The organism is Actinospineispora acaciae DSM 45401 (genome assembly GCF_000620785.1).
In the GTDB taxonomy this organism is placed as follows: Bacteria; Actinomycetota; Actinomycetes; order Mycobacteriales; family Pseudonocardiaceae; genus Pseudonocardia; species Pseudonocardia acaciae.
This window is the reverse complement of the sequence record NZ_JIAI01000015.1, coordinates 144850-171000: the sequence shown is the minus strand read 5'-3', so window position 1 is coordinate 171000 and position 26151 is coordinate 144850. Positions and strand designations below refer to the sequence as shown.

At 71.0% G+C, this 26151-nt stretch carries 25 protein-coding genes; 14 read left to right on the top strand and 11 right to left on the bottom strand.

Annotated features, from left to right (window positions below; translation table 11 throughout):
• Positions 1–108 precede the first annotated feature (108 nt).
• Both N912_RS0140980 and N912_RS0140975 read right to left on the bottom strand, forming a co-directional pair.
• Positions 109–849: an SDR family NAD(P)-dependent oxidoreductase gene (locus tag N912_RS0140980; RefSeq protein WP_028927002.1), complete on the bottom strand. Its 741-nt coding sequence runs from the start codon at positions 847–849 to the stop codon at positions 109–111.
• Between the two features lies 1 nt (position 850).
• Positions 851–1654, bottom strand: a complete 804-nt coding sequence (locus tag N912_RS0140975) for an enoyl-CoA hydratase-related protein (RefSeq protein ID WP_028927001.1) — start codon at positions 1652–1654, stop codon at positions 851–853.
• Between the two features lie 90 nt (positions 1655–1744).
• Between N912_RS0140975 and N912_RS0140970 the strand changes: the two genes are divergently transcribed.
• Positions 1745–2347: a TetR/AcrR family transcriptional regulator gene (locus N912_RS0140970; RefSeq protein WP_028927000.1), complete on the top strand. Its 603-nt coding sequence runs from the start codon at positions 1745–1747 to the stop codon at positions 2345–2347.
• A gap of 97 nt (positions 2348–2444) precedes the next feature.
• On the opposite strand, the gene N912_RS0140965 is transcribed toward N912_RS0140970, so the two are convergent.
• Complete coding sequence (locus tag N912_RS0140965) at positions 2445–2951, bottom strand: flavin reductase family protein (protein WP_211261574.1); 507 nt, start codon at positions 2949–2951, stop codon at positions 2445–2447.
• A gap of 62 nt (positions 2952–3013) precedes the next feature.
• Entirely contained in the window at positions 3014–3766 is a 753-nt protein-coding gene (locus tag N912_RS0140960) for a nucleotidyltransferase domain-containing protein (protein WP_028926998.1), read from the bottom strand.
• Between the two features lie 179 nt (positions 3767–3945).
• Here N912_RS0140960 and N912_RS57805 point away from each other — a divergent pair, with 179 nt between their 5' ends.
• The 3 genes from N912_RS57805 to N912_RS57800 are packed head-to-tail and all read left to right on the top strand — an operon-like array spanning position 3946 to position 7973.
• A complete protein-coding gene (locus tag N912_RS57805; protein WP_051581497.1) occupies positions 3946–5139 on the top strand; it encodes an ABC transporter ATP-binding protein in 1194 nt (397 codons plus the stop codon).
• A gap of 36 nt (positions 5140–5175) precedes the next feature.
• Complete coding sequence (locus N912_RS0140950) at positions 5176–6237, top strand: ABC transporter substrate-binding protein (RefSeq protein ID WP_028926997.1); 1062 nt, start codon at positions 5176–5178, stop codon at positions 6235–6237.
• Positions 6238–6239: 2 nt separating this feature from the next.
• Positions 6240–7973 carry an ABC transporter permease gene (locus N912_RS57800; RefSeq protein WP_051581496.1) on the top strand — a complete coding sequence of 578 codons (1734 nt, stop codon included), beginning with the start codon at positions 6240–6242 and terminating at the stop codon, positions 7971–7973.
• A 49-nt stretch (positions 7974–8022) separates the two neighbouring features.
• On the opposite strand, the gene N912_RS0140940 is transcribed toward N912_RS57800, so the two are convergent.
• On the bottom strand, positions 8023–8760 hold the full coding sequence (locus N912_RS0140940) for an IclR family transcriptional regulator (protein WP_028926996.1): 738 nt from the start codon (positions 8758–8760) through the stop codon (positions 8023–8025).
• Between the two features lie 151 nt (positions 8761–8911).
• On the opposite strand from N912_RS0140940, the gene N912_RS57795 reads away from it, so the two are divergent.
• From N912_RS57795 to N912_RS57785, 3 genes are read left to right on the top strand one after another with little or no spacing between them, the layout of a single operon-like run.
• Positions 8912–10051, top strand: coding sequence for an ABC transporter ATP-binding protein (locus tag N912_RS57795; protein WP_051581495.1), 1140 nt, complete (start codon positions 8912–8914; stop codon positions 10049–10051).
• Positions 10052–10053: 2 nt separating this feature from the next.
• Complete coding sequence (locus N912_RS57790; protein ID WP_051581494.1) at positions 10054–11787, top strand: ABC transporter permease; 1734 nt, start codon at positions 10054–10056, stop codon at positions 11785–11787.
• Between the two features lie 23 nt (positions 11788–11810).
• A complete protein-coding gene (locus N912_RS57785; protein WP_051581493.1) occupies positions 11811–12887 on the top strand; it encodes a mandelate racemase/muconate lactonizing enzyme family protein in 1077 nt (358 codons plus the stop codon).
• 10 nt (positions 12888–12897) lie between these two features.
• On the opposite strand, the gene N912_RS64755 is transcribed toward N912_RS57785, so the two are convergent.
• Positions 12898–13308 (bottom strand): VOC family protein, encoded by a 411-nt coding sequence (locus tag N912_RS64755; protein ID WP_028926995.1) that lies wholly within the window; start codon positions 13306–13308, stop codon positions 12898–12900.
• 118 nt (positions 13309–13426) lie between these two features.
• On the opposite strand from N912_RS64755, the gene N912_RS0140915 reads away from it, so the two are divergent.
• Positions 13427–14839: an amino acid permease gene (locus N912_RS0140915; protein WP_156994329.1), complete on the top strand. Its 1413-nt coding sequence runs from the start codon at positions 13427–13429 to the stop codon at positions 14837–14839.
• Here N912_RS0140915 and N912_RS0140910 read toward each other — a convergent pair whose 3' ends face one another.
• Entirely contained in the window at positions 14840–15733 is an 894-nt protein-coding gene (locus N912_RS0140910) for an oxidoreductase (RefSeq protein WP_028926993.1), read from the bottom strand. It lies immediately after the preceding gene.
• Between the two features lie 125 nt (positions 15734–15858).
• Here N912_RS0140910 and N912_RS0140905 point away from each other — a divergent pair, with 125 nt between their 5' ends.
• The 3 genes from N912_RS0140905 to N912_RS0140895 all read left to right on the top strand — a co-directional run bounded on the left by N912_RS0140905 (position 15859) and on the right by N912_RS0140895 (position 18865).
• On the top strand, positions 15859–17172 hold the full coding sequence (locus tag N912_RS0140905) for an MFS transporter (RefSeq protein ID WP_028926992.1): 1314 nt from the start codon (positions 15859–15861) through the stop codon (positions 17170–17172).
• On the top strand, positions 17165–17899 hold the full coding sequence (locus N912_RS0140900; protein WP_028926991.1) for an SDR family oxidoreductase: 735 nt from the start codon (positions 17165–17167) through the stop codon (positions 17897–17899). The genes N912_RS0140905 and N912_RS0140900 overlap by 8 nt, the downstream gene beginning before the upstream one ends.
• A 63-nt stretch (positions 17900–17962) precedes the next feature.
• Complete coding sequence (locus N912_RS0140895) at positions 17963–18865, top strand: 1-aminocyclopropane-1-carboxylate deaminase/D-cysteine desulfhydrase (RefSeq protein ID WP_245645785.1); 903 nt, start codon at positions 17963–17965, stop codon at positions 18863–18865.
• Between the two features lie 43 nt (positions 18866–18908).
• Here N912_RS0140895 and N912_RS61185 read toward each other — a convergent pair whose 3' ends face one another.
• Positions 18909–19907, bottom strand: coding sequence for a hypothetical protein (locus tag N912_RS61185; protein WP_051581491.1), 999 nt, complete (start codon positions 19905–19907; stop codon positions 18909–18911).
• A 511-nt stretch (positions 19908–20418) separates the two neighbouring features.
• Here N912_RS61185 and N912_RS0140885 point away from each other — a divergent pair.
• The gene (locus tag N912_RS0140885; RefSeq protein ID WP_051581490.1) at positions 20419–21462 is read left to right on the top strand and encodes a methyltransferase domain-containing protein; all 1044 of its coding nucleotides are present in this window, start codon (positions 20419–20421) and stop codon (positions 21460–21462) included.
• Here N912_RS0140885 and N912_RS57775 read toward each other — a convergent pair.
• Positions 21459–21854, bottom strand: coding sequence for a nuclear transport factor 2 family protein (locus tag N912_RS57775; RefSeq protein ID WP_051581506.1), 396 nt, complete (start codon positions 21852–21854; stop codon positions 21459–21461). The genes N912_RS0140885 and N912_RS57775 overlap by 4 nt on opposite strands.
• A 65-nt stretch (positions 21855–21919) precedes the next feature.
• Between N912_RS57775 and N912_RS0140875 the strand changes: the two genes are divergently transcribed.
• Positions 21920–22615, top strand: coding sequence for an ArsR/SmtB family transcription factor (locus N912_RS0140875; RefSeq protein ID WP_028926988.1), 696 nt, complete (start codon positions 21920–21922; stop codon positions 22613–22615).
• 53 nt (positions 22616–22668) lie between these two features.
• Positions 22669–24117, top strand: coding sequence for a purine-cytosine permease family protein (locus tag N912_RS57770; RefSeq protein WP_051581489.1), 1449 nt, complete (start codon positions 22669–22671; stop codon positions 24115–24117).
• Here N912_RS57770 and N912_RS57765 read toward each other — a convergent pair.
• Both N912_RS57765 and N912_RS0140860 read right to left on the bottom strand, forming a co-directional pair.
• Complete coding sequence (locus N912_RS57765; protein ID WP_064745530.1) at positions 24038–24661, bottom strand: M15 family metallopeptidase; 624 nt, start codon at positions 24659–24661, stop codon at positions 24038–24040. The genes N912_RS57770 and N912_RS57765 overlap by 80 nt on opposite strands.
• Entirely contained in the window at positions 24658–26103 is a 1446-nt protein-coding gene (locus N912_RS0140860) for a glucose/sorbosone family PQQ-dependent dehydrogenase (protein WP_028926987.1), read from the bottom strand. Before N912_RS0140860 ends, N912_RS57765 begins: the two co-directional genes overlap by 4 nt.
• Between the last annotated feature and the right edge of the window lie 48 nt (positions 26104–26151).

The following is a 26151-nucleotide window of genomic DNA, read 5'->3' as shown; positions in this document are numbered from 1 at the left end:
CGCAGCGAGGCAGGTGTTCCGGCGTGAGCCCACGACGCAAGTGCCAACCGACGCATGCGAACGCCATGCACGCCGAGCGCAGCGAGGCAGGTGTTACAGCGTGACCGGTCAGCTCATGGTCAGCCCGCCGCTGACGCTCACCGTCTGGCCCGTCACGTAGCCGGCCTCGTCGGAGGCCAGGAACGCGACCATGTTGGCCAGGTCCTCCGGCTCGGCCAGGCGGCGGAACGGGATCGCCCTGGTCAGGGCCTCGCGCAGCTTCGGGTCGTCGCCGCCGAGCTCGGCGAACAGTTGGGTGTCCGTCGGCCCCGGGCAGACGCAGTTGACCCGGATCCGGTGCCGGGCCATCTCCCGGGCCAGCGTCTTGGTGAACGCGATGACGCCGCCCTTGGTCGCGGAGTACACCGCCTCCCCGGACGAGCCGACCCGCCCGGCGTCCGAGCCGATGTTGACCACCGCGCCGGCGCCCCGGGACACCATCAGCGGCAGCACCGCCTTGCAGACGTTCAGCACGCCGTACAGGTTGATCTTGATGATCCGGTCCCAGTCCGCCGGGTCGGAGTCCAGGAACGGGCCGACCTTGTCCCAGCCGGCGTTGTTCACCAGCACGTCGATCCGCCCGTAGCGATCCCACACTCGCGAGGCGAGCGCCGCCACGGACTCCGGCGAGGTCACGTCGGCGGTGACGCCAAGGCCGCCGACCGCCGCCGCGGTGGCCGAGGCGGTGTCGCCGTCGACGTCGGCCACCACCACGGTGGTGCCCTCGGCGGCCAGCTTCTCCGCGATGGCCCGACCGATGCCGCGCCCGGCGCCGGTGACGATCGCGATCTTGTCCGGGAGGCGACCCACGTCAGTGCCAGTGCACGTGCGGGGCGAAGTCGGGCTTGCGCTTCTCGGCGAACGCGGCGGCGCCCTCCTTGCCCTCGGGGGAGTCGACGAACAGGTCGAGCGCGGACATCGCCAGGTTGGACAACCCGGCCTGGTGGTCGGTGTCGGCGTTGAACGACTGCTTGAGGAACTTGATCGCCGTCGGGCTCTTCTCGGCCACCTCGAACGCCCACGCCTTGGCCTCGTCCAGCAGCTTCTCCGCCGGCACCACCGCGTTGACCAGGCCCATCCGCTCGGCCTGCTCGGCGGAGTAGAGCCGGCACCAGTACCACATCTCGCGCGCCTTCTTCTCGCCGACGACCCGCGCCAGGTACGCCGACCCGAACCCGGCGTCGAACGAGCCGACCCGGGGCCCGGCCTGGCCGAACCGCGCGGTCTCGCTGGCGATCGACACGTCGCACAGCACGTGCAGCACGTGCCCGCCGCCGACCGCGAGCCCGTTCACCGCCGCGATCACCGGCTTCGGGATGTCCCTGATCAGTTTGTGCAGGTAGCCGATCTCGAACATGCCGCTCTCGGTCGGGCCGTAGTCGCCGGTCTCGGCGCGCTGCTTGACGTCGCCGCCGGAGCAGAACGCCTTGTCCCCGGCGCCGGTGAAGATCACCGCCTGCACCGCCCTGTCCGCCCACGACGCGCGGAACGCCCTGATCAGCTCGTCGACGGTCTTGCCGCGAAACGCGTTGTACCGCTCCGGCCGGTTGATCGTGATGACCGCGACCGGGCCGTCGATCTCGTAGCGGATGTCCTCGTACTGGTAGGCCGTCACCGCCGCAGCTCCCTCACCGAAGTTTGACGCATGAGTCAATAGCTGACCCTAGGGTTAGTATTCGCCGCTGTCGACCGGGCGGAGGTACGGATGGGGGAGCGCGTGGCGCGCAAGCGCGACCGGCGCATCCAGGAGATCCTGTCGGTGGCCGCCGCGCTGTTCGGCGAGCGCGGCTACGACGGGGTCAGCCTGGACGACATCGCCGAGCGGCTCGACGTCACCAAGGGCTCGCTCTACTACTACTTCGCCAGCAAGGACGAGCTGGTCACCGCCGCGATCGAGGCACTGGGCAACGACTGGATCGCCAGGCTGGAGCGGCTGCTCGCCGACACCGGCGGGCCGGCCGGGCGCCGGCTGCGGGCGCTGGTCCGCGAGCAGGTCACCGTCGCGGTCCGCGACCACCCGGCGGCGCTGCGGCTGTTCCTGGCCCCCGACGAGTGGCCGGACCGGCAGCGGGAGCGGATCAAGGACCTGCGCCGCCGGCACGACAGGGTGTTCCGCTCCGTGGTGCGGGAGGGTGTCGAGTCCGGCGAGTTCACCGTGACCGGCGAGGACACCGTGCTGCTGTGCATGCACGCCGCGATGACCCAGGCCCCGACCTGGTACGGAACCCTGCGCCCGCGCGCCAGGGACCGCGCGATCGCCGAGCTGGTGGACACGCTCATGCGCCTGGTCGGCCAGTCGGGCGGTTGACGTTCGCACCAAGACCGACCGACGGTCGGTCTGTCTCCTACGGCGCGAGCGCGAGCGCGGGCACGGGCACAGGCGCCGGCACGGGCACAGGCACGGGCTAGAAGAACCAGTCCACCGGCTCGCGGCCCCGGTCGACGATGTCGGAGAACTTGCCGCGCAGGAACCCGAGCGGCTCCCCCTCCCGTGCCCGCAGCTCGCGCACCTCGCCGATCACCACCACGTGGTCGCCCGCCACGAAGTGCCGGTCCACGTCGCACTCCAGCCGAGCGAAGGCGTCCGGGATGACCGGCACCCCGTGCCGCCCCCGCTCCACCGACAGCCCGGCGAAGTGGTCGGCTCCCCGTTGGGCGAACCGGCGCGCGAGGTGCTCCTGCCGGGCGGACAGGATGTTCACCGCGAACCGCCCGCCGGCCGTGATCGCCTCGGTGCTGCGCGCGCCCGCGCTCAGACAGACCAGCAGCAGCGGCGGGCGCAGCGACACCGACGTCAGCGAGTTGACGGTCATGCCGTGCGGCACCCCGTGGCGCTCCCCGGTGACCACCGCGACCCCGGTGGCGAAGCGCCCCATGACGTCGCGCATGGTGGCCGGGTCCACGGACGTCATGCCCGAGGACTCTAAGGCCGGCCTCACGCCAGGGGCGCGGCCGAGAGCGCGGGCCACCCGAGCTAACCGGTGTGGGCGGCCAGCTCGTCGAGGCGGGGTGGGCGCAGCAGCTCGCGCAGCGCGCCAGCCGCGGCCACCGGGTCGGCGTGCACCTGGCCGATGATGGCCGCCGCGTCGTCCAGGCCCGCCGCCGCGACCAGGCCCTTCTCGCCCAACGCCCACTCCCCGCGCTCGGCCAGGACGCCGTGCGCGGTCTGCGCCGTGGCCCGGGCGAGCATGCCGGCGGCCAGCGTCCGGTCGCCCCGCGAGGCGTACTGCTCGGCGAACATCAACGAGAACGCCCCGTTCCAGCGCCACCGCGCCGACCCCACCTCCCGCAGCCGGGGCGGGTACTCCACGGACGGCAGCGAGCCGTGCAGGGCGCGGCCGATGGCCATCTCGCCGAGCGGCACATAGGTCGGCAGCCCAGCCAGGTGCCCCTCCACGTTGTCGATCTCGAACCGCCCGTCCCGAGCGTCGGCCCACCACGACTCGATCACGTCGAGGTCGCGCAGGAGTACGTCGACAGGCTGACCGTGCACCGACAGCCACGCCCCGCCGTTCACGATGCGTCCCCACTCACCCGGCTGAGCCGCACTACCGGGGTAACCCAATCGAGTGAGAACCGTCGCGTCGAATTTTCCCCGGTAGTAGACGCCGAGGTCCCAATCGCTGTCCGGACGGTGCGTTCCTTTGGCTCGACTACCCCCAAGCGCCACAGTGATCACACCAGGCAATTGGGCCAACTGGGGTACCAATTCTCCCAAGACGTCCATCGGAAGGATGGTAGACGCGGGTGCCCTTGACTTTCTGTGACGGCGAGATCGAAGATCACTGCATCTAGGTAACGCAATTTCCTTTCGTGCCCTAGGGGGGCGTTGGACGACACCGCGTGCCGTTGTGGCGGGTGGTTCAGTGCACTCTTAGGGGGCGGCGCAACTGATGAAGGGTCCCCATGTCGCGTCTGAGCTTCGAGGGCGTGCGGAAGGACTTTGGGCGGGTCACGGCCGTCGCCGAGTTCGACCTGAAGGTCGACTCCGGAGAGGCGATCGTTCTTCTCGGCCCGAGCGGCTGCGGCAAGACGACGACGCTTCGCATGGTAGCGGGGTTCGAGCGGCCCACCGAAGGACAAATCCGGATCGGCAGCAACCTCGTCGCCGGCCCCAATGTGTTCGTTCCGCCCAGCCGGCGCGAGGTCGGCGTGGTGTTCCAGAGCTACGCGCTGTGGCCGCACATGACGGTGGCGGACAACGTCGGGTTCGGGCTGACCGTGCGGCGCCGCCGCTCCGGGGCCAAGCGCTCGGCGAACCTCGGCGGCCGGGTCGCGCGCGCACTGGAGCAGGTGCGCCTGGACGAGATGGGCAGCCGGTACCCGCACGAGCTCTCCGGCGGCCAGCAGCAGCGGGTCGCGCTGGCCAGGGCGCTGGTCACCACGCCGAGGGTGCTGCTGCTGGACGAGCCGCTGTCGAACCTGGACAGCCGGCTGCGCGAGGAGATGCGCCTGGAGATCCGCCGCCTGCAGCGCGAGTTCGCCATCACGATGATCTACATCACCCACGACCGGACCGAGGCGCTGGCGCTGGCCGACCGCATCGTCGCGCTGAACGCCGGCAACATCCAGCAGGTCGGGCCGCCGAAGGACCTCTACCGCGCGCCAGGCAACCGGTTCGTGGCGCGCAGCCTCGGCTCGGCCAACTTCCTGCCGGGCGTGATCCAGGACGGCCCCGACCAGCCCGCGGTCCGACTGGGTACCGGCCAGCTGCTCACCGGCGTAGTCGACGCCGGGTCGCAGCGGCGGCCGGGCGACGTGGTCACCCTGTGCGTGCGCCCGCCGGACCTGGAGCTGAGCCCGCTGGACGGCCCGATGACGCCGTGGTCGGGCGTGGTCCGCGACGCGGTGTTCCTCGGCGACGAGGTGCACTACCTGGTCGACGTGCCGGCGCTGGGCGAACCGTGTCGGGTGGTGGACCGGGGCATCCGGCCGCTGGCCAGGGGCGCGCGGGTGAGCGTTGCGGTGGCCAAGGGCGGGGCGAGCCTGCTCGCGGACGACAGCCGGGACGCGGACGGCCACCTGCTCGAACCCGAGGACGAGACCGACCTCCCGCCACCGGCGGCCCCGCCCGTACATCGACCGAGCCACGCCCGCTGACCCCGCTCCCTACCAACGCACAACATGAGGTGTTCGATGACAAGAGCCCTACGCAGGACCGTCGGTGCCGGCCTGCTGGCCGCCGCGCTCGCCGCGCTGGCGCTCACCGGCTGCGCGCCGCCGCCGAGCGGAGGTGGCTCTGCCAGCCTGCCCGCCAACGAGGACCAGCTGATCGCGAAGGCCAAGCAGGAAGGCAAGGTGGTGCTCGGCGCGGGCGGGCACACCCGTGAGCAGGCCCAGCTGCTGGCGGACAAGTTCAAGGAGAAGTACGGCATCCCGGTCACGTTCGTCCGGGAGGCCTCCGGGGACATCGCGCAGAAGACCCAGGCCCAGATCACCGCGCACGCGCTGGAGTTCGACGCGGTCAGCCTCAACGACGAGGCGACGCTGCGGGTCTGGACCGACGCCAAGGTGCTCGCCGACCCCGCCGTGGCCAACCGGGACCAGATCCTCAAGCCGCTGTCCAACCCGCAGAACAAGTACCTGCCGTTCACCTGGGGCGCGCTGGGCTACTCCTACAACGCGGCCAAGACCAAGCCGGAGACCGCCCCGACCACCTGGGACGACCTGGCCGCCCGGCAGGGCGCGTTCGGCGTGGCCGACCCGGGCTCGTCCGGCGCCGCGCTGACCTACGTGGCGGCCATGGAGCAGATCAACCCGGGCTTCATGCCCGCGCTGCGCCAGCGCAAGACGCTGGTCGCCGACTCCGCGCTGGCGCTGACCCAGCTGCTCGCGACCGGCGAGGCCGACTTCGGCATCCCGGGCATCGAGGCCGACGTGGCGACCGCCAAGAAGGGCGGCGAGCCGCTGGCCATGGGCTACCCGACCGGCCGCATCGGCGCGCTGCCGTCCTACGTGGCCGCGCTGGAGCAGGCGCAGCACCCGGCGGCCGCCCGGCTGCTGGTGCGCTTCCAGCTCAGCCCCGAGTTCCAGGCCGCCCAGGCCGGCATCGGCTCGCGCTCGGTGCTGAACGGCGCGCCCGTGCCCACCGGCGCGGCCCCGATCACCGAGGACCGCCTGGTGGTCATCCCGGCGAAGGACGTCAAGGCGCGCAAGGAGGACCTCAAGCGCACCTTCGCCACCGCGGTCGGGCGCTGAGCATGTCCTCCTCGTCCAGCATCATCGTCCGCCCGAGGGATCCGGGGCGCTATGCCCGGCCCACGGGCGGGCGGGCCGACCGGCCCCGGCTGGAGGCGGTGCTGCCCTGGCTGTGGACGGCGGCGGCGGTGTTCATCGTCGCGGTGCCGGTGGGCGGGCTGGTATGGCGCAGTTTGGTGGTGGCCGACACCGGCGCCATCGGCCTGGACAACTACATCACGGTGGCCACCGAGCCGGGCATCTGGCAGGCGGCGCTGAACTCGCTGTGGGTGGGGCTGGCCACCACGGCGGCCACGCTGGTGATCGGGGTGCCGTTCGCGTTCCTGGTCAGCCGCACGGACATGCCGGGCCGGCGGATGTTCCGCTCGGTGGCGGTGCTGACCTTCGCCGCGCCCAGCTTCATCGCGGCGCTGGGCTGGATCCTGCTGCTCGGGCCGCGCGGCGGGTTCCTCAACGAGTACGTGTTCGACCCGCTCGGGCTGCCCCGGCTGAGCATCTTCGGCGCCGGCGGGATCGTGCTGGTGCTGACGTTCTTCCTGTACCCGCTGGTGTTCCTGCCGGTGACGGACGCGCTGGACAACATGGACCCGAAGCTGGAGGAGGCCGCCGAGTCGCTGGGCGCGACGAAGTGGCACACCCTGCGGGCGGTCACCCTGCCGCTGATCGTGCCGCCGATGTTCTCCGGCAGCCTGATCGTGTTCATCAGCGCGTTCATCATCTTCGGGCCGGTGGCGCTGCTCGGCACGCCCGTGGGGTTCCAGACCATCCCGACGGCGCTGCTGAAGATGATGGCCTTCCCGCCGCGCATCGAGCTGGCCGCCGTGCTCGGCCTGCCGGTGCTGATCGTGATCGGCGGGCTGCTCATCCTGCAGCGGCGCATCTACGGCCGCCGCCGCTACACCACCCTGGCCGGCCAGCCGGGGCGGCGCCGGATCACCAAGCTCGGCGGCTGGCGCTGGCTGGCCTGGCTGTTCGGCATCGCGATCACCATGGTCAGCCTGGTGCTGCCGTTCGGGGTGCTGCTGCTGGCGTCGTTCCGCAAGGCCATCGGGCTGCCGCTGCGCCCGGAGAACCTGGTGCTGTTCGACAACTACCGGGAGCTGGTGCGCCAGCCGGAGATCCTGGAGTCGTTCTGGAACAGCCTGTGGACCTCGCTGCTGGCCACCGTGCTGAGCATCGTGGTGGCGCTGGTCGCGGCCTGGCTGCGCGAGCGCGGCCGGTCCCGGCTGCGGCCCGTGATCGCCCCGGCCATGCTCGCCCCGCTGGCCTTCCCCGGCGCGATCCTGGGCATCGCCGCGCTGGTCACCTACGCCGGCTCGCCGTTCTGGATAGGCGGCTCGCTGACCATCATGGTGGTGGCCTACCTGATCCGGGTGGTGCCGCAGTCGTTCACCTACGTGCAGGCCGGGTTCGTCCAGCTCAACTCCGAGACCGAGGAGGCCGCCCGCAGCCTCGGCGCGTCCTGGATGGAGACCATGCGGCGGATCACCACGCCGCTGCTGCGCGGCCAGATCCTGTCCATCGGCGTGCTCAACTTCGTCCTGCTGTTCCGCGAGCTGGACGTGTCGATCTTCCTCTACACCGGCGGCAACAGCGTCGCCCCCGTGGTCCTCTACAACCTCGCCTCGGAGTCCCGCTTCCAGCTCATGGGCGCCCTGTCCGTGGTCATGCTCGCGGTCAACCTCGGCGTCGTACTGCTCGCCCGCCGACTCCTGCGCGTACGCCTGACGTATTAGCTGGTCACCGCCCGTGAGTGGCTAGGGCCGCTATGATGGCCCTAGCCACTCACGGGTTCTGACCAGCGCAAAGGCGGGCGACGATCGAGTTGACGAGCAGGCCCAGGGCGGGGATGTCGGCGTCCGGGAGGCGGTGGGTGGGGACGGCGAGGCTGATTGCGGCGCGCGCTCTGCCGTCGGCCTCGATGATGGCGGCGGCCACGCCTCGGATCTCGTCGCGCCACTCACCGGTGTTCACCGAGTAGCCGACCTCACGGATGGTGCGCAGTTCTCGGCGCAATGCATCCGGATCGGTGACCGTCTGTTGGGTGAATCCTGACAGGCCGGCGGCGATGACCTCCTCGACGTCCTCGGGGTCGCTCCAGGCCAGGATCGCCTTGCCGGTGGAGCTGGCGTGGATCGGCGCGAGCACGCCCAGTGGGTCGTGCGGGCGAACCACCTTGGTGGACTCCAGCTTCTCCACGATGGTGATGAAGTGACCGCTGCGCACCGAGAGGTGGACGTTCTCGTCGGTCCGGTCGGACAGCTCGCGCATCACCGCCAGCGAGCGTTCCCGCAGGTCGACGCCGCCGCCCCGGCTGGCCAGCGCGAGCAGCTTGGTGGTCTGGCGCCATCGCCGCGTGCCGCCGGGCTCCTGCTCCACCCAGCCCACCTCGCGCAGTGCCCCCAGCGCCCGCTGCACGGTGCTCTTCGGCTCATCCAGCAGCCGGGCCAGCTCGCTGACCCCGACCGGCTGGTGCACGGCGACCTCTTCCAAGACCCGGAACGCCGTGGTCACGACCCGCATTGCCGCTCCTGTTGTCCATGCCGCCCGGGGTTGACTTCCAGCGGCTTTACCCCGATGATCGCTGTGCCATCTTAAGGAACGCCATCAGATCAATGTGCCACCTTACGGCACAAAGTGATTCAAGAACAACCACGAACGAGAGGCCTGAGTCTTGTCGCGTCTCACCTTCGAGGGCGTAGGAAGGAACTTCGGGCCGGTCGTCGCCGTCCGAGACTTCGACCTGACTGTCGACCAGGGCGAGTCCGTCGTGCTGCTGGGGCCGAGCGGCTGCGGCAAGACGACCACGCTGCGGATGGTCGCCGGGTTCGAGCGGCCGACCTGGGGTCGCATCGCGATCGGCAGCCGCACGGTCGCCGGCCCCGACGTGTTCGTGCAGCCCAACCAGCGCGACGTGGGCGTGGTGTTCCAGAGCTATGCGCTGTGGCCGCACATGACCGTGGCGGAGAACGTCGGCTTCGGGCTGAGCGTGCGCCGCCGCCGGGTCAAGGGCCGCCGCTCCGGGAACGTCTCCGGCCGGGTCGAGACCGCGCTGGAGCAGGTGCAGCTGCCCGGGCTGGGCAAGCGGTACCCGCACGAGCTCTCCGGCGGCCAGCAGCAGCGGGTGGCGCTGGCCCGCGCGCTGATCACCCGGCCCCGGGTGCTGCTGCTGGACGAGCCGCTGTCCAACCTGGACACCAGGCTGCGCGAGGACATGCGCCTGGAGATCCGCCGCCTGCAGCGCGAGTTCAAGATCACGATGATCTACATCACGCACGACCGGACCGAGGCGCTGGCGCTGGCGGACCGGATCGTCACGCTGAACAAGGGCCAGATCCAGCAGGTCGGCCCGCCCGAGCACCTCTACCGGGTGCCGCACAGCCGGTTCGTCGCGCTGAGCCTGGGCCCCGCCAACTTCCTGCCCGGCGTGGTGCACACCGCCGGGCACTCGCCGACCGTGCGCCTGGACACCGGCCAGCTCATCAAGGCGACCGCCGACGCCGGCGCCGCCGACCAGCAGGGCGAGACGGTGACCGTCTGCGTGCGCCCGCCGGACCTGGTGCCCCGGCCGCTGGACGGCCCGATGGACGCGTGGTCGGGCCTGGTGCGCGACGCGGTGTACCTCGGCGACGAGGTGCACTACCTGATCGACGTGCCGGCGCTGCCCGAGCCGGTGCGGGTGGTGGACCGGGGCGAGAACACGCTGCAGCGCGGCACCAGGGTGGCCCTGGAGGTCCGGGAGAACACCGCGAGCGTGCTCGTGGACGGCGCGGCCACCTCGCTGCCGCGCGGGCTCGCGACGGTAGGGACCTGAGGATGCCGGCCGTCTCGCTGACCGACCCCATGAACACCATGGAGCCGGCCGACGGGCCGATGCGCCAGCGCACCCAGCGGTTCAGCGTGGAGCCCGGGCTGCCCTGGCTGTGGATCGTCGCCGCGGTGTTCCTGGTCGCGGTCCCCGTGGGCGGGATGCTGTGGCGCAGCCTGCTCGACCCGGAGACCGGCGCCATCGGGCTGGGCAACTACACCGCCGTGCTCTCCGAGGCCGGTATCCCCACCGCGGTGTTCAACTCGCTGTGGATCGGCGTGGCCACCACCGTCGGCTCGCTGGTGATCGCGGTGCCGTTCGCGTTCCTGGTCAGCCGCACGGACATGCCCGGCCGGCGGATGTTCCGCTCGGTGGCGGTGCTGACCTTCGCCGCGCCCAGCTTCATCGCGGCCATGGGCTGGATCCTGCTGCTCGGCCCGCGCGGCGGCCTGATCAACGAGTACGTGCTGGCGCCGCTCGGGCTGCCCACGTTCGACGTGTTCGGCGCCGGCGGGATCGTGCTGGTCCTGGTGTTCTTCCTGTACCCGCTGGTGTTCCTCCCGGTCGCGGACGCGCTGGACAACATGGACCCCCGGCTGGAGGAGGCCGCCGAGTCGCTGGGCGCCGGCCGGCTGCGCACGCTGCGGCGGGTGACCCTGCCGCTGGTGACGCCGCCGATGTTCTCCGGCAGCCTGCTGGTGTTCATCAGCGCGTTCGTGATCTTCGGCCCGGTCGCGCTGCTGGGCGGCCCCGTCGGGTTCGAGACCATCCCGACCGCGATGCTCAAGCTGATGTCGTTCCCGCCGCGCATCGAGCTGGCCGCCGTGCTCGGCCTGCCGGTGCTGGTGGTGCTGGGCGCGCTGCTAGTGGTGCAGCGGAGGGTGTACGGACGGCGGCGTTACACCACGCTGGGCGGCAAGCCGGCGCACCGGCAGGTCACCGCGCTGGGCCGGTGGCGCTGGCCGGCGTGGCTGTTCGGCGTGGCGGTGATGATGGTCAGCGTGGTGCTCCCGTTCGGGGTGTTGCTGCTGACCTCGTTCCGCAAGGCCATCGGGCTGCCGCTGCGCCCGGAGAACCTGGTGCTGTTCGACAACTACCGGGCGCTGCTGGAGCAGCCGGAGATCCTGCTCTCGTTCGCCAACAGCCTGTGGATCTCGCTGGTGGCCACCGTGCTGGCGCTGGCGGTGGCGGTGCTGGCGGGCTGGCTGCGCGAGCGGGCCCGGCTGGCGTGGCTGCGGCCGTCCATCTCCCCGGCCATGCTCGCGCCGCTGGCCTTCCCCGGCGCGATCCTGGGCATCGCCATGATCGTCACCTACGCCGCGGGCCCGTTCTGGCTCGGCGGCACGCTGGGGATCATGCTGCTGGCCTACGTGATCCGGGTGGTGCCGCAGTCGTTCACCTACGTCCAGGCCGGGTTCACCCAGCTCAACTCCGAGACCGAGGAGGCCGCCCGCAGCCTGGGCGCCACCTGGACGGAGTCGATGAGCCGGATCACCGTGCCGCTGCTGCGCGGGCCGATCCTGTCCATCGGGGTGCTCAACTTCGTGCTGCTGTTCCGCGAGCTGGACGTCTCGATCTTCCTCTACACCGGCGGCAACGGCGTCGCGCCGGTCATCCTCTACAACCTGGCCTCGGAGTCGAGGTTCCAGCTGATGGGCGCGTTGTCGGTGGTCATGCTGGCGGTGAACCTGGGCGTGGTTCTCCTGGCCCGGCGGCTGCTCGGCGTGCGCCTTACCCAGTAGTTCTTGAGCGGAGAGGTCGATAGTTGCTGATCAGCAAGGCGGAAACCTGGATCTTACGGCTGCCGTTCGTTCGGACCAGCAGGGACTTCGAGGACGCTCACCACGAGCTGGTGGGCGTCACCCTGCACACCGAGAACGGCGAGACCGGCATGGGCTTCGCGTGGGTGACCGACTTCGGCGGCGGCACGGCGGTCAAGGCACTGCTGGACGACGTGCTGCTGGCCAGGGTGGTCGGGCGCTCGGCGTTCGAGGCCAAGAAGATCTGGCACGAGCTGGCGGCGATCACGCACCGGATGGGGCGGGGGCTGAACTCGTTCGCGATCGCCGCCGTGGACATCGCGCTGTGGGACCTGCGGGCACGGCTGCACGGGCATTCGCTGGCCCGCGAGCTGGGCCAGGTCCACGACCGGGTGCCGGCCTACGGCTCGGGCAAGGCATCCCCGCTGCTGCCGGCGGAGGAGCTGGTGGCGCTGTCGGTGGGCTACGTGGAGGACGGCTTCGACGCGGTCAAGGTCCGGGTCGGGCTGGACCCGGTGGCGGACGTCTCGCGCGTCGGCGCCGTCCGCGAGGCGCTCGGCGACCGGGTCCGGATCATGTGTGACGCCAACGAGCGGCTGGACCTGCCGACCGCACTGTGGCTGGGCCGCCGGCTGGCCGACTTCGACGTCTACTGGTTGGAGGAACCGGTCAGCAGCGAGGACGTCGACGCGCACCGCCGGCTGGCGGACGCGCTGCCGATGCCGATCGTGGCGGGCGAGCACCTGTGCAGCGCGCGCGAGTTCGTCCCGTTCGTGACCGCCGGCGCCCTGGACGTGCTGCAGCCCAACGCCTGCATGGTCGGCGGCATCACCGAGGCGCTGCGGGTCGGCGAGCTGGCCGCCGCGCACGGCCTCGGCTTCGCCCCGCACTTCTTCACCGAGCTGCACGTGCACCTGGCCGCCGCGCTGGCCGGCACCAGCTACCTGGAGTACTTCCCGTTCCTCGACGAGTTCGTCACCGAGCCGCTGCGTACGGACGGTGGGTCGGTGCTCGTGCCGGATCGCCCCGGGCACGGCATCGAGTTCCGCGCCAAGGTCTGGGACACCTACCGGACCGCGTGAGTTCGCCGGTTCACGAACCCGCCCGCACCTGGTAGGTGCCGAACGTCCACAGGTGGCCTTCCGGATCGCGCACGGAGTACAGGCGGGCGCCGAAGGGCATGTCCGTCGGCTCGAGGACGATCTCGGCGCCCCGGGCTGTGGCCTGGGCGTAGTGCGCGTCGGGGTCGTCGACGAGGACGTAGAGCTGCTGGCTGGTGCCGCCGAGGGAGCGAGGGCTCAGCTCCCCGTCTCGCTCCGGAACGCGCGCGAGGAGGGTGCCGGCGCCGGCGTGCAGCTCGGCGAAGACGACGGTGCCCTCGTCGTCCGTCGCCTGCCTGCCGGGCGCGAACCCGAACGCGTCCGCCAGCCACGTGATGGCGGCGGGGAGGTCCTCGTAGATCACTTCGGCGAAGACGTTTCTGAGCCCGGCATCGGTCGTCACGTCTGTTGGGACGGTCTGGGCCGCCGTGGCATTCCCGTCGGCGCCGTCTCGGGTTCCGCGGCAAGGTAAGGGGACACAGATCGAACCGCGTAGGACTCGAGGGGGAGTCGCTGTGCCGATGAGGCCTGCACTGAATACGGCGAACTGGCGCCGGCGGAGCACGTCGGAGGTGATGGCGGCCAGTGCCGCCGGAGAGGGGAAGCTGCGGCGCAGCCTGGGTCGGCTGGACCTGACGGCGATGGGCGTGGCCACCATCGTGGGGTCCGGGATCTTCGTGGTCACCGGGGTCGCCGCCGCGACCAAGGCAGGCCCGGCCATCGTGCTGTCGTTCGTGCTGTCCGGCCTGGTGTTCGTGCTGGTCGCGCTGTGCTACGGGGAGCTGTCCTCGATGGTGCCGGTGTCCGGGAGCGCCTATACGTACAGCTACGCGACGCTCGGTGAGATACCCGCGTTCATCGTCGGCTGGCTGCTGATCATGGAGTACGTGGTGGCCAGCTCGGCGGTGTCCATCGGATGGTCCGGGATGTTCGTGGCCACCTTGAAGGCGCTGTTCGGGGTCACGCTTCCGGCGGCGCTCACCTCGTCGCCGGCCGAGGGCGGCGTGATCAACCTGCCCGCCGTGCTGGTCATCCTGGCGGTGGTCGCGGTGCTGGCCGGCGAGGTCAAGCTGACCGCCCGCGTGACCAAGGTGCTGGTCGCGATCACCATCGGGGTCCTGTTGCTGATCATCGCGATCGGCGCGCCACACATCGACCCGGTCAACTGGACGCCGTTCACGCCGTTCGGGCTGTCCGGGATCGTCGGCGGGGCCGCGCTGGGCTGCTTCGCGTTCCTCGGCTTCGACATCGTGGCCACCTCGGCCGAGGAGTGCCGCAACCCGCGCCGCGACCTGCCGTTCGGGATCATCGCCACGGTGCTCATCGCCGCCGTGCTGTACGCGGCCGTGAGCGCGGTGCTGACCGGCGTGGCGCCGTACCCCACCCTGAACACCTCGGCCCCGGTGGCCACCGCGTTCGGCGCGCTGAACCTCGGCTGGGTCGGCGACCTGATCTTCGTCGCCTCGGTGGTCGCGCTGGCCAAGGGACTGCTGATGATCGTCTACGGCCAGACCAGGCTGAGCTATGCGATGTGCCGCGACGGCCTGCTGCCGGCCGGGCTGGCCACCACCAGCCGCTCCGGGGCGCCGCTGCGGCTGACCCTGCTGCTCGGTACGGCCAGCGCGCTGATCGCCGGCCTGACCCCGATCATCGTGGTCGCCGAGCTGGTGAACCTGGGGGCACTGAGCGCGTTCGCGCTGGTGGCGGTCGGGGTGATGATGCTGCGGCGGCTGGAGCCGGACCGGGAACGGCCGTTCCGCGTGCCGTTCATGCCGGTGGTGCCGCTGCTGGCGCTGGCGGGCTGTGTCGCGCTCGCGGTGACCCTGGCCGGGCTGACCTGGGCCGCGTTCACGATCTGGGTGGTCGTCGGGCTGGTGGTGTACTTCGGGTACGGGCGCCGCAATGCCGCGCGGGTTGCCTCGGGCGGTCGGTGATCAGTTCGGGTCGTCGCTGGCGGCGGCGAGCAGGGGGACCAGCACGTCGCTGACCGGGGTGGGCACGCCGTGGCGCGCGCCGAAGCGCTGGACCACGCCGTTGCGGGCGTCCCATTCCAGGACGCGGCCGGCGGCGCGGTCGAACAGGATGGAGGAGCCGAGGTCGGGCGGCATCGCGGCGAGCTCGGCGGCGATGTCCTCGGCGACGGACGGGGCCAGGTTGGCGCCCTCGGCGGTGGCCACCGCGATGCACTCCCTGGCCAGCTCGACGGTCAGCCGGCGCATGTCCGGGCGGCGGTACATGCCGGCGCGCCGGCCGGTCAGGACCTGGAGGCCGGCCACCGCGTTCATGGTCAGCTTGCGCCACAGCGCGGTGCGGAAGTCCGGGGCCGGGTCGACGCGCGCGCCGCCGGGGCGGAGCAGGTCGGCCAGCGCGCGGCCCTCGGGGCGGTCCGGCACGGTCAGTGCGGGCTCGCCACGCAGCCGCACGGTCTCGCGGTCCAGCGGCTCGGCGGGGCACCACACCACGGCGGGCAGCACGGCGGCGCCGTCCACGAACGGCGCCACCCGCTCGTGGTGCTCCACCCCGTTCTGCAGGACGGCGACCACCGTGTCCGGCCCGGTGAGCGCGCGCAGCCACTCGCCCGCGCCCGGCGTCTGGTGCGCCTTGACCGCGAGCAGCACCCAGTCGACGGGTCCCCGGACGCCGCCGGGCTCGGTCCGTACGCCGTCCTCGAGCACCACCGGTTCGCCCCGGTCCGCGCGCACCGTGATCCGCTCCACCGGGGTCCGCCCGCACAGCGTCAGCTCCCGCACCCCCGCCCGCCGGGCCACCGCCGCGAACGTCGCCCCGATCGCCCCCGGCCCGACCACCGCAACCGTCACATCCGTCATGCCTCCATCCTGCGTCGCGCCGTCGGGCCGCGCGCGGGCTGAGCGCGGGCTGAGCGCGATGCCGGTCGCGCATATCACCGCGATCGGGCGCGCGCGATGCGGCTCGACCTGCGAGGATCCGCGGCATGACCGCAGCTACACCGTCGCGGAGCCGCATTGCGATCGCCAGCTTCATCGGGACCGCGATCGAGTTCTACGACTTCTACATCTACGGCACCGCCGCCGCGCTGGTGTTCGGCAAGCTGTTCTTCCCGTCGTTCTCCGACACGGCGGGCACGCTGGCGTCGCTGGCCACGTTCGCGGTGGGGTTCATCGCGCGGCCGCTGGGGGCGATCCTGTTCGGCCACTTCGGCGACCGGATCGGTCGCAAGCGGATGCTGATCGCGTCGTTGCTGGTGATGGGCCTGTCCACGGTGGCGATCGGGCTGGTGCCGTCGTACGCCACGATCGGGGTGGCGGCGCCGCTGCTGTTGGTGGTGCTGCGGTTCGCCCAGGGCATCGGGCTCGGCGGGGAGTGGGGCGGCGCGGTGCTGCTGGCCACCGAGTACGCACCGCCGGGCAAGCGCGGGCTGTACTCGGCGTTCCCGCAGCTCGGGCCGGCGGTCGGGTTCGTGCTCGGGAACGCGCTGTTCCTGCTGCTCAACGCCGTGATGAGCCCGGCGGCGTTCGAGGCGTGGGGCTGGCGGATCCCGTTCCTGGCCTCGGCGGTGCTGCTCGCGGTCGGCTACTACATCCGGATGAAGATCGCGGAGACGCCGGTGTTCCAGGCGGCGGCCGCCGCGCACCAGCCGGTCAAGGTGCCGTTCCTGGAGCTGCTGCGCCACCAGCCCGGCGTGCTCGCGCTGGCCACGCTGTCGTTCATCCTGGCGCACACCACCTTCTACATGATCACCACGTTCTGCCTGTCCTACGGCGCGACCACGCTGAAGATCCCGCGCGGCACGCTGCTGGTCGGCGCGATCGTGGCGGCCGCCGTGATGGGCCTGGCCACGCTCTGGTTCGCGCTGATCTCCGACCGGGTGGGCCGGCGGTGGATGTGCATGGGCGCGGCGGTGCTCGCCGCGGTGTGGGCGTTCCCGCTGTTCGCGCTGATCCAGACCCGCGAGCCGATCCTGATCGGGCTGGCCATGGTGGTCGGGCTGCTGGTGTTCGCGCTGCTCTACGGGCCGATGGGGGCGTACCTGCCGGAGCTGTTCCGGGTCCGCTACCGGTACTCGGGCGCGTCGTTCGCGTACAGCGCCAGCGGCATCGTCGGCGGCGGGATCAGCCCGCTGGTGGCCACCAAGCTGCTGGAGAGCACCGGGTCCTCGACGTGGGTGTCGGTGTACCTGATCGGGATCGCGGTGGTATGCCTGGCGAGCCTGGCGCTGCTGCGCGAGACCAAGGACGCCGACTTCTCCGACGGCCTCGGCTCGCTCCCGCTGGACACCCGTGCTTGAGCTGGACGGTGCCGCCGCCGTGGTGACCGGGGCGGCGCGCGGCATCGGGCTGGCCGTGGCGCGGACCCTGGCCGGCCAGGGCGCGCGGGTCACCCTGCTGGACCGCGACGCCGCCGCGCTGGGAGCCGCCGCGCTCGGCCCGCCGCACTCGACGGTGGCGCTGGACGTCACCGACCATCCCGCCCTGCGTGCCGCGGTCGCCCAGGGCCTGGCCGGGGCCGACCTGCCGATACTGGTCAACAACGCCGCGCTGCTGAACACCGAGCCGCTACCCGACCTGGACGCGGCGACCTGGCGGCGGGTGCACGAGGTGAACCTGGACGCCGCGTTCGTGGCCGTCCAGGCCGCCGCGCCGGTGATGCGCGCGGCCGGCGGCGGGCGGATCGTGAACGTCGCCTCGGTGGCCGGCAAGGTGGGCGGCGGGCTGTTCGGCACGTCCGCGTACGCCAGCGCCAAGGCCGGGCTGCTGGCCCTGACCAAGAGCGCGGCCCGCGAGCTGGCGCAGTCCGCGATCACCGTGAACGCCGTGGCCCCCGGCCCGGTCGACACCGGCCTGATCGCCTCGATGCCCCCGGAGGCGGCCGCGCGCGTGCTCGCCCAGGTCCCGCTGGGCCGCTACGGCCGCCCCGACGAGGTCGCCGCCGCCGTCTGCTTCCTGGCCTCCCGGGAGGCGGCGTGGATCACCGGCGAGGTCCTGGACGTCAACGGCGGCCTGCTCATGGACTAGCCCGCGCTCTGACGCATCGGGACGGACTACGGTTCGCTGGCAGGTGCGTCAAGGGTTGGCTTGGTGGTGGTTGTCCTGCTGGAGGACTTCGAGCGCTCGTTGCGACTGCCGTCGCCGTTGACCGAGCTGTCGGACGACCGGCTCGGTTCGGTGCGCGTGCTGATGAAGCGGGACGACCTGATCGACCCGGTATTGTCCGGCAACAAATGGCGCAAGCTGAAGTACCAACTGGTCGATGCGCGGTCTCGCGGCGCGACAACATTGTTGACGTTTGGCGGTGCTTATTCCAATCATGTTCGCGCTGTGGCCGCAGCCGGTCGTCGCTTCGGCTTCGCCACGATCGGAATGATCCGAGGCGAGGAGCAGCCGTTCAACGATCAGTTGGCGGCGGCGGTGGCGGACGGCATGCGGCTGCACTATCTCGATCGCGCAACTTACCGCGCCAAGACAGCACCTGACGTGCTCGATGGCCTGCGTCAGAAGTTCGGCGACTTCTATCTGGTTCCGGAGGGCGGGAGCGCGCCGCTCGCGCTACGCGGATGTAGCGAGATGATCGCGGAGATTCAAGAGCGTTTCGATCTCGTTGTCTGTCCGGTGGGCACGGGTGGCACGCTGGCCGGACTCTCGGCGGGTTTGACGGGTGGGCAGCGGGCCTTGGGCTTCTCGGTACTCCGGGGAGCGGAGTATCTGGATGACGAGGTTGCTGGAATCCAGGTTGAGGCGATCGGGAAGCGGCTGGACAACTGGTCGATCAATCACCGTTTCCATTTCGGAGGCTTCGCCCGGCGAAAGTCGGAGCTGGATGACTTCATTGCCGAGTTCCGCGACCGGCACGGGATCGCGCTCGATTGGGTATATGTCGCCAAGGCGCTGTATGGACTCTATGCATGTGTTGAGGAGGGCGTTGTCGGGTCGGGTGCAACCGTCGTATTCGTGGTGACCGGCCCCATGACCAAGCAGGGTTGACATTCCACTCGATGGCCCCAAAGGTCGCGTGTGCGGTAGCCGCTCACGCAGGGCTGACATGGGCGTCCGGGTGCTCCGATGGGCCGTCCCAGCTGAGGCGCCACTCACCGGACTTCACGGTGAACCTCTTGCTGACGCCCAGCCATCTCCCGGCCATCGAACGGCCGGTTGGATCGACTACGAGCTGCAAGACACCACGGTAGGTAGCCGCACGGTAGTAGCCGATCGGCGAAGTCCGCTCAGTCCATGTCCCAGTGGCGACTGTGCCCTCGACTGCCAGGGATAGGTCCAGTTCGCTGCCCTCCGGGTGCGGCAGGCTCCGGCCGAGCAGCCGGCCGTCCTCGACCGTCAGACGCACTCGATGCTCGCCAGCCAGCTCGGTGTCGCGCCCGCTGCTCCAGTACGTGTAGCGACTGGTCCAGTAACCGGCCAGCGTCGAAGGCCGCGTGGCGGGTGTGGCGCTCGTCGGTGATTGGACCTCCGGGAGTGAGGACGCCGAGAATGCGGTGGCGGTGCTGAGCTTGAGAAGTAATGAGCGGCGGTCATCCAGGGGAATTCGTTGTGCCCATTCGCCGATGGCATGCGTGAGCTCTTGGAGGTCGAGGTTCCGTACGTGCCATGCGAGCGTCGCCGATTCCAGCGCCGAGTCCGCAATCGACGATTCTGTGGCCGCTTGGCCGAGGTGGGCCGAATCGCGGTCTCGGTAACTGCCCCAGTCGGTGAGGAGATCGGTGACGTCACATTCGTACAGCTCGGCAAGGCGATCTAGCACGATCATCGACGGCGTGTAGCCGGTGTCGCCGGGCCAGTTCTCCCAATAAGAGAAGCTCTTGAACGTCTTCGGTTCGTCGGGCCACCGTCGGTTCCATTCGGCTGCCGCGTCGGCCTGGCCCCAGCCGTGCGCCAGTCGCATCGCTACCCGTGCGTTCACTTCGTACCGGTCGCGCAGCACCGCCGCGATGGCGGACCACGGCTGGCCGTCGGAGCGCAGAGAGCGAGCGAGGCCGAGCTGTTCCTGCCGGCGGACCGAGCGGCTGGTCATGCGCCAAAGGTACTCCCTGCGGCACGGGGAATTACGCAGTGAATAGGTGGTTGTGCGGGGTGTTCCTGGTCGGGCGCATGGCGGACGCTGACGCGGTCAGCACGTACGGTCGAAGGGACAGCGAGCGATGGACTTCGAGCAACAATCCGATGCCTATGACCACGGTTCGAAGCGCCAGGACGAGCCGAGGGCCGCGTGGCCGATAACCCTGCGGGCGCGGTACGGCTCGATCACGGTCGCTGATCTGCTGCGCTTTCGCTTGACGTGTTGGCGTACCAGTCGCGGCCTGCGACGGGCCGGCCACCACGAGAGGAGACGTCATGGGTGAGCATGACAAGCCAGATCCGCAGCCCAACCCGGAGAACGACGGGCAGGCCCCACCCGGTCCCATTCCGGCGGACCCGGACCCGGGAAAGCACGGCAAGAAGTGACGGATCCCGAGCCGCTGTGTGAGTCCATGGTGTCGGCGTTGGTCGTGAAGAAGAAGATCCCAGGCCATTGGGCAGACGCCATGAGGATGGCGCCCCGCCACCTGTTCCTGCCGGACACGATCTACCTGTACGAGTACGGCCGTCCGGGCAACGACCTGGTACCGCTTCGGCGTTCCGACGACCCTGACAGGTGGCTGGAGCTGTGTTACGCCGACGAGGCCGTCAACACGCAGGTCAACGACGGTCGGCCGGCCCTGGACGGGACTGGGCGCGAGGTGACGTCCTCGGCGTCGCAGCCGACGGTGGTGGCCGAGATGCTCATCGAGCTCGATCCGCGACCCGGTGAGCGGGTGTTGGAGATCGGGACCGGCACCGGGTGGAACGCCGCGCTGCTCGCCCACCGCGTCGGCGCGGAGAACGTCACCACCGTGGAGATCGACCCCGCCGTGGCGCTGCGTGCCCGGATGGCGCTGAACCGGGCCGGCTACGACGCGGTTCGGACCGTCACGGCGGACGGCGCGCACGGATGGCCGCCGGGGGCTCCGTACCACCGAGTGATCGCCACCGTCGGCTCGCGCCGGGTTCCCTACTCCTGGATCGAGCAGACCATGCCCGGCGGCATCATCGTGGCGCCGTTGAGCAACAGCTACCAGCCGCCGGGCATCGCTGTGCTCACCCGTCTCCCCGGCGGTGGCGCGAGCGGACGGCTCGCTGGACCGGCCGCGTTCATGGCCCTGCGCGCGCAGCGGACGCCCAGGTTCAACGGCGGTGCGTTCATCGGGGAGGCCGAGCGACGGTCCAGCACCGACGTGCACCCCTATCGGTGGGTCAGTCACCGGGCGGCGGCCGTCGCCATCGGCCAACGGGTCAAGGACGTCCACAAGGTCTGGCAACCGGCTTCCGGACGTACCGGCGTCCAATGGCTGCTCGACCCCGAGTCCCGGTCCTGGGCGTCCGTCGAGGTCACCGAGCGGCCGCCCTATCCGGTCGCGCAGGCCGGCCCGCGCAGGCTCTTCGACGAGGTCGAAGCTGCGTACCGCTGGTGGCGGCTGCGCGGGCGGCCCGAGGTCGCGGACTGGCGGATCACGGTTGGACCGGACGGTCAGCGGCTCGCACTGGACTAGCGGGGGTGGGCGCCGGACTGGAGGAGGCGGACGCTGTTCCAGCCCCAGTAGACCCGGTGCGCGGCGATCAGGCCGTCGCGCAGGTCCATCACCTCGACGATGTCCATCTGGTCGCCGTCGGGGGAGACCCGGGGGTACTCCCAGGTCAGGCGGGTGCCGTCGGTCAGCAGGCCGTGGCGGAAGCGGCGGCGTTCGGGCGGTTGGCTGGCGAACACCTGGCGTACGAACGCGCGCAGGTCGCAGCGGCCGCGCACCACGCCCTGGTCGGTGCCGAGCAGGTGGCGCACGAGCGGGCTCTCCAGTGTGGTGTCGGGCGTGTAGAGCGCCATGGCGGCGTCCAGGTCCTTGGCGCCGAGGGCGTCGTCCCAGGCCTTGAAGATGTGTTCTGTCATGTCCACGACGCTAAGGCGCTGACGTTTAGCCGCAGGCCTAACAGTGGTTGCGGCATGCTCGACGTATGGCGGATGAGCAGAGGGATCGTGACCTGGCCGCCGTGGCCGTGTTGTTCGGTGACCCGGCGCGGGCGGCGATGCTCGGCGCGCTGGCCGGCGGGCACGCGCTGCCGGCCGGTGAGCTGGCCAGGGTCGCCGGGATCCGGCCGGCGACGGCCACCGTGCACCTGCGCAAGCTCGTCGACGCCGGCCTGGTGCGGGTCCGTGCCCAGGGCCGGCACCGCTACCACGAGCTTGCCGGGCCGGCGGTCGGCGCGGCGCTGGAGGCGCTGGCCCAACTGGCGCCGCCGGCCCCGGTCCGCTCCCTGCGCGCGCACCGCACCGCCACTGCCCTGGCCGAGGCGCGCACCTGCTACGACCACCTGGCCGGCCGGCGCGGGGTGGAGCTGCGGGAGCGGCTGCTCGCGGCCGGGGCACTGCGCGAGCTGGACGACACCGACCACGAGCTCACCGCGCGCGGTCACCACCTGGTCACCGCCCTCGGCCTCGACGTGACACGCATCACAAAAAGCAGGCGGGTGTTCGCCCGGAGCTGCGTGGACTGGACGCACCGCCGCCCACACCTGGCCGGCGCCTTACCGGCCGCCCTGACCAGCGAGTTCCTCACCCGAGGCTGGTTGGTGCGCCGGAGCGGCAGGGACCTGCGGGTGGCGGACGGCTACGACCGCGAACTGGAGCGTTGGCTCTCTGCACCGGCCTGACCCCGAGTTGTCAGTCATGCGATTGTCGACAATCTGCCTTACTGTCCCCGGGCATGGATCGTCAGGAGCGCCCCGACTTCCTGGTCGAGCAGCGCAGCATCGAGTTCATCCCGCACGAGCTGCGCCACGGCAAGCCGTCGGACCTGATGTACGTCTGGTTCGGCGCGAACATGGAGCTGCCGGTGGTGGCGGCCGGCGCGACCACGGTGGCCAGCGGGCGGCTCAGCCTGGGCTGGGCGGTGGTCGGCATCCTGATCGGGGTGGTGGTCGGCACCCTGCTGATGGCCAGCCACTCCGCGCAGGGGCCGCACCTCGGGCTCCCGCAGATGATCCAGAGCCGGGCGCAGTTCGGCTACTACGGCGCGGCCATCCCGCTGGTCTTCGTCGTCGTCATGTACCTGGGGTTCTACGCCGCCGGGGTGGTGCTCGGGGCGGAGGCGCTCACCGCCTTGACCGGGCTGCCGCTCTCCGCCGGGATCATCGTGCTGTCCGTGCTCAGCGCGCTGGTGGCGATCTTCGGATACAACCTGATCCACAGGTTCGAGCGGTACCTGTCGTACCTGGTCGCCGCCGTGTTCGCGGTGCTCACCGTGCTGATGCTGACCGTCCCCCACGCCGCCCCGGCGGCCGCGCCCGAGCCCGGGTTCGAGCTGGGGCCGTTCCTGCTCGCGGTCTCGGTGCCGGCGATCTCGCAGCTCGGGTTCGCGCCCTACGTGGCCGACTACGCGCGCTACCTGCCGGCGAGCACGTCCATCGCCAGCGTGTTCTGGTACACCTACGCCGGCGTCGGGGTCAGCGGCGCGTGGCTGATGATCCTCGGAGCGTCGCTGCAGCGTCAGTTCACCGGCGGGCCGGTGGCCGCGATCGGCACGGTGGCGGGCGGCGCGGGCGGCTGGTTCGCCGCGATCACCTACCTGGCGCTGATCCTGGGCGTGTTCAGCATCAACGCGCTGAACATCTACGGCGGCTACATGTCGTCGATGACGCTGGTGACCACGTTCTACCGGCGCTGGCGCGGCGGCCTGCGGGTGCGGCTGGCGTACATCATTCCGGTCGCGGTGCTGGCCACCTACCTGGGGTTTCTGTACAAGGACAACCTGCTGGCGTCGTTCGAGACGTTCCTGGTGCTGGTGCTCGCGGCGATGAGCCCGTGGACGGCGGTCAACCTGGTGGACTACTACCTGGTGCGGCGCGGCGAGTACGACGTGGACGCGATGTACCGGCCGAACGGGATCTACGGGCGGGTCAGCGCGGCCGGGATGGGCTCGTACCTGGTCGGGTTCGCCGTCCAGCTTCCGTTCATGAACAACCACTACTACGAAGGTGCGGTGGCGCGGTTGCTGGACGGCGGCGACATCTCCTGGATCGTCGGCGCGCTGGTCTCCGGGGCGCTGTACTACGTCCTCATGCGCCGCCGGGCGCTCACGCCGGTGGCTTCTCGAAGTGCTGGTAGTCCTTCGGTGACGTCCAGTCCCCGCCCCAGCTCCAGCCCCGGCGCTTGAACGCGCGGACGGTGGCGTCGTCGGCGTGGATCATGCCGGGGTCGGTGCGGTTGCGGTCCGCGTAGGGCGCGCCGGCCGGTGGCGAGACCGCGCCGGACTTCGAGATGTACGGGTTGCGCAACGTGTTGATGTCGACCGCGCGGCCGTAGGCGTGGTACGACCAGCGGCTGGTGCCCTCGATCGGGCGGCAGTTGAACGCCGAGGTGTTGTCCGCGGCCATCGACCTGTCGTCGTCGGCGGCGAACTTCTCGGCGGTGTCCATTCGTTCGATCGGGAACCGGTCGCGGTACAGCTCGCCGAAGATGTCCGCGACCTCCCGCGCCACCGCGTCGGCCACCACCAGCTCGCCCCGGTGCGCGGCCCCGTCGAAGCCGACGTAGTCCACCCGCACCAGCCGCAGTTGGTCCGCGCCCACCGGGCAGCCCGCCCGCCAGCTCGGCCCGAGCCGCTCCTGGGTCACCGGGGCGACCTCCGAGGTGTACGGCGGCAGCGCCGGCCCGGCGAGGAGCAGCACGGCGGCCACCGTGGCGATGGCGGTGATCACTTGCCCGGCACGGCCAGGGCGAACTCCAGCAGCGCGCCCGGGTTGTCCAGCTCGCCGCTCTGCGAGCCCGAGCCCGGCCCGGCGAGGCCCTCGCTGTCGGTGGTGATGTAGACCTTCGTCCGGTCCGGGCTGACCGTCACCGCCCGGTACCTGTTGCGGGTACGGAACAGCTGCACGATGTCACCGTTCACCCAGTTGCCGTCCTGGGACAGCTTGAGCACGTACAGCGCGCCGTTCTTCAGGCTGGTCGCCAGCAGCGCGTTGGCCAGTGCCGGGTTCGGCGCCTTGTCGGCGGGGAAGTAGACCAGGCTGGACGGGGCGATCGACGGCCAGCACAGGTCCAGGTTCTCCCCGCAGGCCTCGTCCTTGAAGTTGTGGCCGGTCGGCACGGTGTAGATGGTCTTGAGTGGCTCGGTGTAGTCCGGGTCGTTCCACTCCAGCTCGTGCGGGCCGTGCGGCACGCCGGCCGGGATGTCGTAGTCGTCGTACTCCAGGCCCGCGCAGTTCGGCGCCGCGGACCAGTTCGCGTACCAGTACGACTGGTTGTCCCGGAACCCGGCGACGAACGGCCAGCCGTAGTTCTTCCCGCCCTTGACCAGGTTGATCTCGTCGTCGCTCTTCGGGCCGTGCTCGTCGGAGAACAGCCGTCCGCCCGGCCCGAACGTGAGCCCCTGCGGGTTGCGGTGGCCGTAGCTGAACACGTGGCTGCGCACGCCCCGGATGGTCGGGTTGTCCGCCGGGACGGTGCCGTCCGGGTTGAGGCGCAGGATCTTGCCCTGGTACGTGCTCCAGTCCTTGGCGGCGACCTGGGCGGCGGTGGGGGTGTCCTGCGCGCGGATCGGCAGGCAGGCGTTCTTGAACTGGTTGTGGCCCTGGTCGCCGATCGAGTAGTACAGCTTCCGGTCCGGGCCGAGCAGCAGCCGGCCGGCGTTGTGGTCCGGGCTGGCCGGCAGGTTGGTGATCACGTCCACCGGGTCGCGCAGGGTGCCCGCCGCCTGGTCGTAAGTGAAGCGGACGATCTTGCCGCGGAGGTTCTCGTTCGTGGGCGGCTGGGCCGTGTTGTAGCTGTACGCCAGGTACGCCACCCGGTCGCCGAACGCGAGCCCGAGCATCCCCTGCTGCCCGTGCGACCCGTCCGCCGCGTCCGGCACGGTGACCGCCGTGGTCTTGGCGCCGTCCGCCGGGTTGATCCTGGTCACCCGCTTGCCGACGCGCTCGGTGACCCAGATGAAGTTGTCCGGCCCCCAGACCATGTCCCACGCGTGGTCCAGCCCGGTCGTGACCACCCGCATCGCCGGCGGCGGCCCCAGCGAGGCGGCCGGCGGGTTCTCCGACCGCGCCTCACCCTCACCGCCGCTCTTGCCCGCCGGCGCCGACGAACACGCCGCAACCACCACCGCCGACGCCAGAACCAGCGCCGTGAACACCACGGACTGCCTCACGTGAGCCCCCCTTAACCCGCTCAAGTCCGTGCCAACCTATCCCCGCCC